Source organism: Delftia sp. JD2 (genome assembly GCF_001682645.1).
GTDB lineage: Bacteria > Pseudomonadota > Gammaproteobacteria > Burkholderiales > Burkholderiaceae_C > Comamonas > Comamonas acidovorans.
Genome location: NZ_LFJT01000074.1, coordinates 17,900 through 30,157 on the forward strand (window position 1 = coordinate 17,900; position 12,258 = coordinate 30,157).

10 protein-coding genes and 1 pseudogene are annotated in these 12,258 nt (G+C 59.1%); all 11 read right to left on the bottom strand.

Features of this window, described 5'->3' with window-relative positions; translation table 11 throughout:
- Positions 1–79: 79 nt before the first annotated feature.
- The 11 genes and pseudogenes from ACM14_RS32575 to ACM14_RS32580 all read right to left on the bottom strand — a co-directional run bounded on the left by ACM14_RS32575 (position 80) and on the right by ACM14_RS32580 (position 10,484).
- Positions 80–403: an RHS repeat domain-containing protein gene (locus ACM14_RS32575; RefSeq protein ID WP_065347844.1), complete on the bottom strand. Its 324-nt coding sequence runs from the start codon at positions 401–403 to the stop codon at positions 80–82.
- Between the two features lie 12 nt (positions 404–415).
- Positions 416–487 (bottom strand): annotated as a pseudogene (locus ACM14_RS32770) (hypothetical protein); the annotation flags it as partial.
- Positions 488–560: 73 nt separating this feature from the next.
- A complete protein-coding gene (locus ACM14_RS31855) occupies positions 561–1,526 on the bottom strand; it encodes a PQQ-binding-like beta-propeller repeat protein (RefSeq protein WP_139093505.1) in 966 nt (321 codons plus the stop codon).
- 414 nt (positions 1,527–1,940) lie between these two features.
- Positions 1,941–2,261 carry a hypothetical protein gene (locus ACM14_RS31860; protein WP_254662146.1) on the bottom strand — a complete coding sequence of 107 codons (321 nt, stop codon included), beginning with the start codon at positions 2,259–2,261 and terminating at the stop codon, positions 1,941–1,943.
- A gap of 144 nt (positions 2,262–2,405) precedes the next feature.
- On the bottom strand, positions 2,406–3,470 hold the full coding sequence (locus ACM14_RS31865) for a hypothetical protein (RefSeq protein ID WP_139093506.1): 1,065 nt from the start codon (positions 3,468–3,470) through the stop codon (positions 2,406–2,408).
- A gap of 13 nt (positions 3,471–3,483) precedes the next feature.
- Positions 3,484–3,951, bottom strand: a complete 468-nt coding sequence (locus ACM14_RS31870) for a hypothetical protein (protein WP_139093507.1) — start codon at positions 3,949–3,951, stop codon at positions 3,484–3,486.
- Positions 3,952–3,960: 9 nt separating this feature from the next.
- On the bottom strand, positions 3,961–4,959 hold the full coding sequence (locus tag ACM14_RS30990) for a hypothetical protein (RefSeq protein ID WP_082848130.1): 999 nt from the start codon (positions 4,957–4,959) through the stop codon (positions 3,961–3,963).
- 6 nt (positions 4,960–4,965) lie between these two features.
- Positions 4,966–5,325 (bottom strand): DUF4150 domain-containing protein, encoded by a 360-nt coding sequence (locus ACM14_RS26775; RefSeq protein WP_012205695.1) that lies wholly within the window; start codon positions 5,323–5,325, stop codon positions 4,966–4,968.
- Positions 5,318–6,634, bottom strand: a complete 1,317-nt coding sequence (locus ACM14_RS26780; protein ID WP_013802344.1) for a DUF2169 domain-containing protein — start codon at positions 6,632–6,634, stop codon at positions 5,318–5,320. The genes ACM14_RS26775 and ACM14_RS26780 overlap by 8 nt, the downstream gene beginning before the upstream one ends.
- Before the next feature lie 10 nt (positions 6,635–6,644).
- Positions 6,645–8,837: a type VI secretion system Vgr family protein gene (locus ACM14_RS26785; RefSeq protein WP_065347847.1), complete on the bottom strand. Its 2,193-nt coding sequence runs from the start codon at positions 8,835–8,837 to the stop codon at positions 6,645–6,647.
- Positions 8,838–10,139: 1,302 nt separating this feature from the next.
- A complete protein-coding gene (locus ACM14_RS32580; RefSeq protein ID WP_254662147.1) occupies positions 10,140–10,484 on the bottom strand; it encodes a S41 family peptidase in 345 nt (114 codons plus the stop codon).
- Positions 10,485–12,258 lie beyond the last annotated feature (1,774 nt).

The following is a 12,258-nucleotide window of genomic DNA, read 5'->3' on the forward strand; positions in this document are numbered from 1 at the left end:
CGGCCCAGGGCGTCGTAGCGGTAGGTGGCTTCTTCCACGGGGCCAGTGTGGCCCAGGGCGCGCTTGGCCAGCAGACGGCTCAGGGCATCGCGCTCGAACTGGTGACCTTGCCGGGCCCGGCGTCGCTGCCACCGGCCTCGATGAGGTGGGTCAGTTCACCGGCGGCGTTGTAGATGTAGCGCTGCCAGCGGCCGTCGAAGCCGACTTCGTCGGTGAGCTGGTCATGCAGGTAGTAGCGGAAGTGGGGGCGGGCGTGGTTCTCGTTGTCCAGGGCAATGAGGCGGCCGGCGCGATCGTAGTGGTAGGCGAGGCTGCGGCCTGCGGTGTCAATCCGGGTGAGCGGGCGGCCCATGCCGTCGTAGGTGTAGCGCGTGGTGCGGCCCAGCGGGCCGGTGGTCTGCACAAGGTGGCCCCGGCTGTCGTATTCCTGCTGCCACTCGTTGCCCAGGGCTTCGCGAAGTGTGGCGACTAGGTCTCGCAGGCCGATGCGGCCTGTGGTGGCACCTGTGTCGTTTGCTCAATGAGTTGTTTTTGTTTTTATGAGAACTAGTGATAGCCAATTATTTTAAATCGGGATGCTTTAATTCGCGATGATCGTTGTTATTGAAAATAGTTATCTTTTGGGGACCTATGCATAGCAAGGTTTCTTTGTGAACCGAAATATCATCGCATTCCTTTATTTCTTTGATTTTATACAATTTAGACTTTTCTTTTTTATAGTCCAAGGAAAAAAGTCCTTCATTGGAAGAGAAATATATTTTGTTCTGAAAAAAAACCATCTTGGTCAGAATCATGTTGTCATCATAATGACTTATGTCTTTGAAGCCATTCTTGAAATCACCTCGAAGTATGGCTCCGTTGAATCCGCATGCCCAGATAACTCCATCTGGGGCGCAGGAAATACTCATAATTATTTCGTCAGTTGAAATATCAACTTCACTCCACAATTTTCCATCAAAGTGATATATTCCATCTCTTCCAGCAGCGTAAATATTATCTTCTGAATAACCATCTATATCAGAAATATCATCACCTGTTTCAAGAGTATTTAGTGCTAAATTGGCCTTTGGGATCGGGCTTTGTTTTCTGAGCTTTCCTGCAATATCGCGCCATCCATTTTTGCCGCGTTTATATATTTGGCCTCCACCTCCACATGCGTATAATGCACCATTTATTTCTTTTAAAGAATTCAAATATCCATATATTGGAAGTTCTTTGTCCACTCCTGCTTCTGCGATATTCTCGGTGCTCGCGCCACCAGGCCAATAAACTGATATCTCCCCATTCTTCGATAGAATTACATATTTTCTCCTGTCTCCCATTGCTTTGATTGAAGAGCAGATGCTAACTGTTGTGAAATTCGGCAAATCTAGATGTCTCCAAGGGTCTACCGAAGATTGAGCATCATAAAAGAAAATCCTACTGAACTCTGCAGAATCATCGATTCCATTCGGCCTTGATGAAAACATATAGTAATCATCCTCAATCGCCAGACATTTATCAAAGGTTATGGGTGTTGATTTCATATGTGCTACGCTATCTCTGCGGACCTCCTTGAGTGGTTTTTCCTGGTCCAATTTTTGAGAAGTCTATTGGTATTTTACCGCTGGGGTCTGCTCGTACAATGGTGGTTGCATCCAGTCCTTTCGATTGATGAAAAATACGAAGATGAGCTTCTATTAAAATAGGATTGCATCCAGTTATTCTTCCAACCGATATTGCGCCAGCGGCTTCAAGTACACCAAGTGATGCTGTGCCTGGAGGATTTCCAGCAAGCCCTGTTACCCGTTCCAATGGAACGTATATCGCATGAATCTTTCCGTGTTATTTCGATCTGGAGATATTTTCATCATCCACACAGATAACCAGACCTTCATCTTCTGTTATTCCATGCGGGTGAGAGCTTACTCTGTTGCCGGTTCGAAATGCCCGATCTAGAACTACGTGATGTCCTGTTCGGCCTCCCGCTTTGCAGGTTTCAGGTTTGTAGGAGAGCAATATGCATCTTGGATTACCTTTGTCTTTGCCGCCGACATTACTGTCAGCCTTTTTTTGGCTGCAGTTTCTTCAGCCTCTTTGGCTGATTTTTGTAATCCAGCTTCTGCCGCTTCGCGGCCGGCTTTCTTGCCTACGGCCTCTGTTGCCGCTGCTGCTGCCTTCTTCCCATACTTGGCTCCGGTGGCCGCCATCCCCGTGCCCGGGATCATGGCTGCCGCGCTCAAGGCTGCGTTGACTTTATCGCCCTCGGCAAGATATATCAAAGCCTTAATCCAGGCGAGGCTGCCGCGTTCCTAGGGTCTGCAAGGTGCGTGCAGAATTTGTAGGTTGCTTGTTCTTATGTCTTTCGCCTACGTAGGCTGCCCACCAACGAGGAAAGGCAACGTAATTGGTCGTTTGCTCAAATCTTATCTTGCAAATGGTGCAAAAAACGTAATTCTATACAGCTGCCAATCTATCAAGCTATAGACAATATGTACTCTATACGACGGAAGGTCCCAGATAAAATATCCAGTGTCTGAGGATGTGCCCTTTTTGTCAGGTGGTTGCCCCATGTGCTTCAAAATTTCCAACGGAGTATCATGAAAGCTGAGACCAAAGGGCAGTTGTCCTTGGAATCCATCGCTTTCCATATCTCCCGCTCTATTGAGACGGTAACCGGCAAAAAATGTTCCGTACTTGGGGAGTGGATTCGATTCTCTCCGGAAGTCCTCACCTTCTCTGAAATACAGACTGAGACCATAGTTCTTTATGTAGCGGAATACCTCCTCTGTATGATTGGCTTCATTTAGCGAGTCTTGATCCCAAATTATGGGTTTGAAGGCATCAGCCAATCTGAAATCATCAATTGCAAAACCCAGCGCTTGCGAAAGGTTGTGCGGACTGGGCATGCGATCTCTGATCGCGGAAGAAATATCCGGTGAATGATTGCCAATCATTCTCAGATCATAGATATTGGGTCTGCGGATATGAATTATGGCAATGGTTCCAGAGAGATGTACGTAGCTTATATTTATGTGCCAATCTGGGGTTACCCAAAGATCGGCGGATAGGTTATGAATAAACCTGGAGGCAATGGGCTTGCCTAATTTTTGATGTGCTAAGGTTTGGGTATCTGAAAAAACAAGGCCAAAAGGTAGAGTCCCCTGAAAACCGCGATAGCTAGATACTCCTTGAGCATAGAACGCTACCTGTTTGAGAATAAAATCGCCGTCCATATGGATGGAGTTATCTTTGAAGATTCGATTATAGTTGTCTTGATTTTCATAGATCAACGCAATGCTATGCTTCTCGTTTTCTTCAATCTCGCTATTTCTTGCATTTATCGCTGCTGCTTCAGTATCCTCTTCGTATTCTTCGTCTTGCTCTGCAAGATGAGGTCGTTCAAAGATTCGATGCTCCTGAAGCCAAGCATCGAAAGAGGGATCATTGGGAGATTTTCCAATGAATGAAACGAGAATTTTTCCATCCATAGAATATGAGATCCTATTTAAGGTTGAGATTTTTTGCGTCGAATTTGTTAATCTTTCTTATTCTTATGGTTTCTATGCCTTTCCACTTGTTTTTATAGAATATGATAATTATGTGGTTGTCCTTTTGATACGCTTGAACAAGGTCTTCCTGATTCTTGCTGACTGATTTTCCCAATTTTTCTTCAACCTGTGATTTGTCCATTGCAAAAGCGAGGTTGAATGGATTTTCTTTTTCAAAGCCTTTATTTATGTCGAAGGATTCAAAAGTGAACCAGCCGTCCCCAATGGGTGGGGAAAGATATTTTTCCTTGTATGAATCTGTGGGGTCAAATTCCATGGAAATCAATTTGTCTTTGGTTTTTATTCTTGTTGTTGAATCTCCCTTTGGCATCTTTTTTATGTCATTCTCGAGAAGAAATGACTCAAAATCATCACTTGTCGAAGTATGACCCAGGAAGGATAGCAATCTTTCGGTATTCATCATATTTCCTTATGTTGATGGTAATTTTGGTTTCACGGCTTTATGAGATAACGCCATGTCTTTGACATATTTATCAAAATCAAAATCCTTTAGCTCTTCCACTGATTGCATGTACTCTTCAAGGCATCCATGGTCTTTCCCTTCCATCGCTTTTCTAATGGCTTCTGTGTCACGTTTGAAAGCGTCCTTCAGTCCTTTCGAGTCCCCCTGAATCAAAGGCTTGTTCTTGCTGCCATATGTTCGGCCCTCTTTGTGAATATCTTCAGGGACAGTGATGGTCGGCGCATTATTGTAGACTCGGTTGAGAACTGATTTTTGCTGCTTTTCTGACAGGCTGTCCCATATGCCTTTTTCGACCAATAGATCTTTTGCCGCTTGCTTAAGAGCTCCTCCGGACGGGACATGATCCGCATTCAGTTCTCCAAGTTTTTTAGGTGCCTTGTTGTAGGTCGATCTTTTACCGCAATCCTTGTGCTTCTTGGGCTTGCCTTTATCTTTTCCACCACCTTGCCCATCTGCCTTCTTTGCCGCAGCTTCTTCAGCCTCTTTGGCTGCTTTTTGTGATCCAGCTTCTGCCGCTTCGCGGCCGGCTTTCTTGCCTACAGCCTCTGTTGCCGCTGCTGCTGCCTTCTTCCCATACTTGGCTCCGGTGGCCGCCATCCCCGCGCCCGGGATCATGGCTGCCGCGCTCAAGGCTGCGTTGACTTTATCGCCCTCGGCAAGATAGATCAAAGCGTTGGCGCCGTCGGCAATTTCGCCTACGCCGGGGATGAGGCCCACGACATCCAGACCTGTGTGCACAACGTCGCTGCCCCAGCGCTGCCACCAGCTTTTTTCCTGGGCGACGGGCTTGATGGCGGGAGCCGTAGCTCCGTGGAGGTTGGGGGCCGTGTCGGGGATGACCAGTCCCGAGGTGTTGCCTATCGGCCCTGGAGAAGGGTAGGCGTTGGGCTTGACCTGTGCTGTTTGTGACTGCGCTGCAGGCAGTTGTTTTTTTCTGGTGGCCATGGCGCTTCAGGGCTTCTTCCAGTTCATCCACATCTTGTCGCCGGTGCGCACGATGGCCCGGCCATTGACGTAGACGGTCTTGCTGTGGTCTATGTCGTGGCTGATGCGCATATTGGTCTGGCTGACCACGCCCTTGCCTTGTCCGGGTTCATCGCCCATGACGTTGTCGACATAGCTCTGGTTGTGCAGGTAGACAGGCTTGCCTTGCAGGAAGACGTTGGGAGAGCACTGCCTGCTCTGGTTCATCTGGTGCGTGATGGGGTAGGGCACCGGGACGCCGTTCTTGCTCGGTGTCAGGCATACATCTGGGGTGAGCGAAACGATGCGAAACCGCCCGTCCTTGGATGCGATGTTTTCGTCAGCCACGGCGTGCCTCCTGAGGTTTCGCGCGTTCGCTGGCTGCGCGCTGCATTTCGGCATCCAGTTCCATGCCTGTGCCTTTGGGCCAGGTGCCCAACTCCAGCTGCCTGACATCTGTCTTGGCGCTGATGATTGCCCGCCTGACGGTAGTCACAGTGCCGGTCGCTAAATCCAGGATCACCGTGTCTATGTTCATGGGCGCAAACATCACCACGCCCACATTCAGGCGTACCAGCAGTTGCAGCTCCTGCGTGGGTAGCTTGAAGCGGAAAATGCCCTGGTATTTGTCGGCTGGAATGAGGTTCAGGAGCATGACCTCTTCGCCACCCTGCGGGTAGTCGATCTGCTGGTCTTCCGGCGCACAGTTCCAGTAGCGGTAGTCATGATCCAAAGGACTTTTGGGCCACTGGGATTGCTTCCATGCGTCGTCATGCGTCCCGGCTAGGGAAACCCGAGGACTCCACCAGCGTCCGATGGCGCCCACGCCTACGACCGGATAGTCCTGCTGTCCGTCATAAGGCTGGTTCAAGGCCTCAATCTGCGGCGCTGCGTAGTGCTGCGCGGACTGGGGCTGCTGCTGTGTGTGGGTTTCCAGTTTCGCAATGGCTTTGTCGGCGTCGTGGACCGCCTCGGGAAGCCTGCCGCAACCAATCGGATTGGGCGTGTAGAAGGCGGGGAGCGCGTCATGCGCCTGTTGGGCGATCTCGCGTTGGGACTTTGTGATCCTGACGTCGTCCCTGTCATCCAGAAACTCCTGCAGAAGTTGCTCCTGGCGAATGACATTGGGGCCCCCGAAGGCCAGCTCATAGCACAGCGGCACCTGAGTGACCGGTTTCGGGGCGCCGGGACGCAGCGCTCCGAGGCTGGTCAGAGAGCGCTCGAATTGCCGCGGTCCGGTGACCTGAAGCGTTTTGATGATGCTGTCTGCAAACCTGAAGCCGGCCGGCCACCGCTCATGAGGCTTGCCGTCTGGCGTATATGCAAAGGCATTGGTGAGGATGACATCGCACTTTGGCTTGTAAGGAGCAAGATCGCTTTCCTGCAGCACGCTGCTGATGTTCACGTTTGCGTAGAACTCGTCTGCGGTGCAAAGCGGTGTCTGTTGCTCGGGCGGCAGGACAGTGGGCTCTATGAGATCGCCATTTTTCTGTACCGCGCGCAGCGTGTAGGAGATGCGGCTGACCATGACGTGAAAAATCTCGCCATGTGGGTCCACATGCTGGAAGTACTGGCTGGGCCAGGGCGTGTGGTTGACCACCTCCGGCAAGGGGGCGGACTCCACCGGACTGGGCATTGCGTGGGAAGGGCGCTCCATTCGGGACTCCTCAGTTCAGGTCAATACGCTTGGAGTCGAGGCCGATGTGCTTGCTGCCGACCACGTCGATGTTCTTGCCATTGATGGTGATCGTGCCGTCGCTTTTCATTACCAAGCTGGCAGCGCCCACGGTGATTGAGAGCTCGTCGCCGGCCTGAATTGCGTAGCGCTTTCCTACCGTGGTCTGCTGGTTGCCCTGGACCCTGACGGAACGGTCCACCAGCACCGTCGTGCTCTGGCTCAGCCCCACATTCACCACCATGGCCGCGCCCACATTGACGTTGTAGGCGGCGCCGATGTTCACCATCTTGGCCAGGCCCACGTTCTGCATGTAGGCCAGTCCGATGGTCTCTGTCTTGAAGCTGCCCACCTTGATCGACCAGTTGTTCCCGATCTTGTCCTTCTCGTTGCGGCCTATGGTCTTGCTGCGGTTCTTGCCGATGGAGATGTTCTCGTCGATGCCGACATCCTCATTGCGGTTGTCGCCGATGCTGATCTTCTCGTTGTGGTCCACCCGCTCCGTGCGGTTGTTGTGCACGGTGATGGTTTCGTCGCGGTCCACGGTTTCGGTGCGGTCGCGGTGGATGACGTTTGTCTCGTCACGGTCCACGGTCTTGCGCCGGTCATTGCCCACCCATTTGTCCTCGTCGTTCTCGACTTCGGTGAGCTGGTCCTTTTGCGCATGCAGCCACAGCTGTTCGGCGCCTGCCTTGTCCTCGAAGCGGATGGCGTTGGCGTCGCCCTGGCCGTTCTTCAGGCCCGCGCCCGGGGCGCCGCCCTTGCTGGATCTGGTCTTGATGCCCGATTGCGTGGCGTTGGCCGGCAGCGCCCAGGGCGGCATGTTGGAGGCGTTGTAGACGCAGCCCATGACGATGGGGTAGTCCGGGTCGCCGTTGAGGAAGTCCACGATGACTTCCATGCCGATGCGCGGGATGTGCACCGCGCCAAAGCCCGGCCCGGCCCAGCTGGTGGCCACGCGCATCCAGCAGCTGGAGTTCTCGTTCATGCCGCCGATGCGGTCCCAGTGGAACTGCACCTTGACGCGGCCGTACTGGTCGCACCAGATCTCTTCGCCTGCGGGGCCGACGACGACGGCGGTCTGCGGGCCTGTGGTGCGCGGTTTGGCGGTGATGCGTTCGGGCTTGAAGGGCAGGCTGGTGGGCTGGGCCTGGAGCACGAATTTCTGGGTCGAGCCCTCGCCGCTGCCGCCGTCGCTGACGCGCGGGTTTTCTTCGAAGGCGTAGTCCACGGCCGTGACCAGGTAGGCCTGGTTCTGGTCGCCGCGCGGGTAGTTGTCCAGCGTGAAGGTGTAGCCCGGCGCCATGGCGCGGTGGTTGGAGCTGCCCTGCACTGTGCTCTGGCGCGTGAGGCTTTGCTGCAGGCGCACGCGGATGTAGTCCTCGCCGTCGCCGGTCTCGGTGTAGCCGCCCGGCCATTCGTAGATTTCGTAGGCGTCGTGCGCATGGCCGGGCGGGTTGCGGCGCATGTTGGACAGCTCGGCGCGGGGCTTCTTGAAGTCGTAGTCGTCGTTGTAGTGCCGGCCGGGCTTGACGCGCTGGTGCAGTTCCCAGGCGTGTATGCATTCCTCGCGCGCCACGGCGGCCTTGCCCGGCGGGTGGAAGGGGATGACGGCGCCGCCCTGCAGCGGGTCGTGCGAGGCGACGATGTCGTCGCCCAATGTCAGCACATGCTGGCCCGCACTGTGCTGGTGGTAGTAGCAGATGCCCTCGTGCTCCATGAGGCGCGAGACGAACTGGAAGTCCGTCTCGTTGTACTGCACGCAGTACTCCCAGGTGCGGTAGGAGCGCGTCAGGCGCTGCTGCATGGGGTGGCCGTAGATGCCCAGGACCTCGTTGATGATGTCCGGCACGGTCTTGTTCTGGAAGATGCGGAAGTCGCTGCGGCGCGTGGCCAGCCACAGCCAGGGCGACAGGCGCGCGCGGTACAGGAAGTTGCGGTGCTCGTCCTGGCCGCGCATGCCAAAGGCCGTGACCAGGCCATCGATGTAGCGTTTGCCGCCGTCCTGGGTCTCCACCACCACGGTGGCGCCCTTGCCCAGCAGGGCCTTGGGATCGATGCTGTCGCTTTCGCTGAGCAGGTCGATCTCCAGGGCGAACAGATGGCTGATTTCCTCGCGACCCTGCAGCCGGCGCAGCTGCAGCTGGTCTGCCAGGGGGGTGTTGATGGTGACTCTGCGTGTCATGGTGTCGGATCTCGCGGTGCTTGGGGTGGAAGAGGGGTCGGGGCTTCAGGCCTGGATGGCGGGGCCTGCGTGCGCCGGTCGATGAAGGGCTTGCATGGGGTGGCTGGAAGGTCCTCTGCTGCTAGCGGGCCGCGTACACCAGCCCAGGACGGGCGCCGTCGGCATCATCCTGGGCGTCATCCATGACAGGGTCGCTGTCGAAGGGCTGGCCCAGCCCAATGAACTGGTAGTTGCCGCGCCTGTCGGTGAAAACCGCCAGGCCGCCCGGCGTCAGGGCTACGTTGAACCAGTCGTTGTCGGTTCTGGGCTGGTCCGGGTCCAGCGAGCCTGGCCGGCTCCGGGCCAGCACGCTGCCGGCCAGGCTCGCCTGGTTCAACACCCGGGTCTGCCGGCCATCCGCGCCATACAGCCTTAGCTCCCCGGTGGCTTCGACCTTGCGCAGGCCCTCGCCCAGAGGGACAGAGCGCTTCAGGCTGGCCAGCACGAACCGGCCGCCCGGCGCCAGGTGCAGGTCGGGCGGGATGTCGTTGCCACCGCTGCGGAACTCGGCCAGGTGCACGATGCGCGCCTCGGCGCCCAGTGCCAGCGCGGCGCCCATGCCGCGCTGACCGGGCAAGGCATAGATCAACAGCACATTGCCTGCCGACCATGCCTGGGCGCTGGTCCAGGCCATCGCATCCGCTGCCGTCCAGGCCTGGGCCTGCGCGGCCATGGCGGCGGCCGTGTCCTTGTCCTGGGGCAGCACGGCCAGGGTTCCGTCAGCGGCGCGGGCCAGGCGGGGCAATGCATCGAAGCTGCCCAGATTGCGCGCTTGCTGCAGCGTCCAGCCCGGCAGGGCGAAGGTCAGCAGCTGGTAGGGCTTTCGGCCGTCCGCATCGGGGTCCAGCCGGCTGCTGGCGACGATGTTCACCAATCCGTCACTGCTTCCCTGTGCATCCTGCGTGACGACAGGGCGGGCAAGGCAGCCGCCAGGTCGAACTCCTGGCCGTGGCAGCGCGGCAATGGCCGCAGGCTTGCCGCTGCGTTCTGACAGTTGAAAACTGCCTGTCTTGGCCTGGTTCTTCAGATCGAGTCGATCCACCCGGCCATTGCAGTACACGGCATACAGATAGCGGTACTGGCTGCGGTCGGTGGGATCGGCGGGATCGAATGCCTTGGCCGCAACTGGCGTAGCGAGGGCAACCCGCATCTGGTCGGTGCTGGACGAGCAGCCCGCTGCCGGCGCGCTGGCAGCCATGACTGCACAAGTCACGAAACGGGCGGGGGTCAGATGCGGTGGCATGGCGGCAAGGGCTTGTGGGTCTAGCGCGATGCCTGCGCGGTGCGGCTGCGTTCCAGGTGGAGCACGGCGGCGTCCAGCAGCGGGTCGCCGCCGGCCTGGATGGAGGCGGTGAAGGCCGCGTCCACGGGCACGCGCAGGCGCGGGGTTACGCCTTGGGCCTGTGCAGCGGTGTTGTTGCCGCCAGCGGGGCCGGTTTCTGCGAGCAGGGGGACTTGCACGATGAAGCCGGCCGGCAGGTGAACGCGCGTGGCGGGGCCGGTGGCGCCGGCCGTGGCGCTGGTGGCGACGATGTCGGCACGCTGGCTGTGCTGCAGCCAGGCGGCGAACAGTTCGCAGGGGCCGGCGCAGCTGGGGCTGGTGAGCACGGCGACGGGGGCCGTGAAGGGCGTGCCCGAGGCGGCCAGGGGCAGCTGGGCCGGCAGGCCCAGCGGGGTCGAACAGGCGCTGGGCGGCGTCCTGCATGCGCAGCGGCTTGTCGCGCGTGTAGAGCGAGGCCAGCATGTGGGGCACCAGCTGGTAGGCGTCGTCCCCCCGGTGGGCGCGCAGGTCGATGACCAGGCCCGTGACCCTGGCCTGGGTGGCTGCGGCCAGGGCGCCCTCCCAGCGGTTGAGCTGGCCGGTAGCGCCGTCGGCAAAGCTGTCGAGTGCGATGTAGGCCAGGTTGCCGCCCTGGGCGCTGCGCAGCAGGAAGGAGGCGAGGGCGGGCTCGGCCGCAGGCAGGGCCGTAGTGGCGGCGGGGGCGGCGTCCAGGCGCAGGGTCTGTTCCTGGTTGCTGGATGCGCTGCTGGATGTGCTGTTGGGTGTGCCGGCTGCGGTGCGCAGGCTCAGCGTGGCGGGCGTGCCCAGGTCCAGCGCCAGCAGGTCGGCGCGGCGGGCGTCGGCACTGGCGCGCAGCGAGGCGGGGGCAATGCGGTCCAGGTAGCGTGCCGGGCTTTCCCCTTCGATGGCGAGGATGTCGCTTCCGGGCTGCAGGCCCGCCTTGGCGGCGGCAGAGCCTGGCGCCACGCTGGTGATGGCGATGCGGCCGTCCTCGCGCAGCCAGGTGCGCGGCATGGGCAGGTTGACGCTGCCGCGTGCCAGCAGCTGCGGGGACAGGCCCCGGTCTGTGCGGGCAGGCCAGGCCTGGCCGCCGGGCAGCAGAACGCGGTATTGGCCATCGCCCAGGCGCTGGCCCATTTCTGCCAGGGCCTGGGCCTGTGCGGCGCTGTCGCCGCGCTCGGCGGCGGTCTGCAGGCGCTGGCCGTAGTCGGCACGCAGCTTGCCGGCATCAAAGCCGCTAGCAGCGGCCAGCGGGTGGCGCTCGGCAATGAGGCCGATGAGGGCCTGGGCCGCATCGCCTGCGCCCAGGCGGGACAGGTCGATGTCCTGCGCGGGCTGGACGGCATGGAAGGCCAGGGCGATTTCCCGGGCACGGTCGAAGCGCAGGCCCTGCGGCTCCAGCGTGACCACGGTGTAGCCGCGCGGCAGGGTGACCATGGGGTCGTCGGCGGTGAACAGGCGCCCGTCGGCGCCAAAGCCGGAAGGGAAGCGCTGCGTGGCATCGCTGGCCCAGACCAGCAGCTTGCCGCCCGTGGGCTCCAGGATGTCGCCGCTTTGGCGCGGCCATTCGGTGCGCACCGAGCTGGCGCGCAGCATGGCGTGCTGCTCTATGGCGTCCAGGCTGCGCCGGCCCGCGCGCTGGGGCACGTCGGCGTGGACGGACAGGGCGAAGATGCGCACGCCCCGGCCACCGGGGCGCGCGCGGCCGGTGGACAGGTCATAGGTAGTGCCGTCGGGGTCGCCGGGCAGTTCGATGGCCACGCCGGTGCTGTCGCCGCGCGGCAGGGCCAGCCATTGCGACTTGGCCGGCGCCACATGGGCGGCCTGGCGCTGCACGAGGTACGGCCCCTGGTCCATGAGCGCGACCACGGCCTGGCCGCGCCGGGCGCTGTCCGTCCAGGCATCGCCCAGCACGGCCATGACGCGGCGTGGGCCGCCCTGGTCGTCCTGCACGGGGGCGGCGCCGGAGGGCGGCGACTGTGCCGCCTCGGGCTGGGCCTGGTTGCGGTCCCACCAGGCACGGGCCTCGCTGGCGGCACCGGTGGCCGCGTTGGTGGCCGTGCTGGCTGCGCTGCGGCCGGCCTCCAGCGCCTGCTGGCC

Coding starts and splice junctions, on each gene's coding strand:
- ACM14_RS31855 (WP_139093505.1), bottom strand. CDS start 1,526: ATGAAATCAACACCCATAACCTTTGATAAATGTCTGGCGATTGAGGAT.
- ACM14_RS31865 (WP_139093506.1), bottom strand. CDS start 3,470: ATGGATGGAAAAATTCTCGTTTCATTCATTGGAAAATCTCCCAATGAT.
- ACM14_RS31870 (WP_139093507.1), bottom strand. CDS start 3,951: ATGAATACCGAAAGATTGCTATCCTTCCTGGGTCATACTTCGACAAGT.
- ACM14_RS30990 (WP_082848130.1), bottom strand. CDS start 4,959: ATGGCCACCAGAAAAAAACAACTGCCTGCAGCGCAGTCACAAACAGCA.
- ACM14_RS26780 (WP_013802344.1), bottom strand. CDS start 6,634: ATGGAGCGCCCTTCCCACGCAATGCCCAGTCCGGTGGAGTCCGCCCCC.
- ACM14_RS26785 (WP_065347847.1), bottom strand. CDS start 8,837: ATGACACGCAGAGTCACCATCAACACCCCCCTGGCAGACCAGCTGCAG.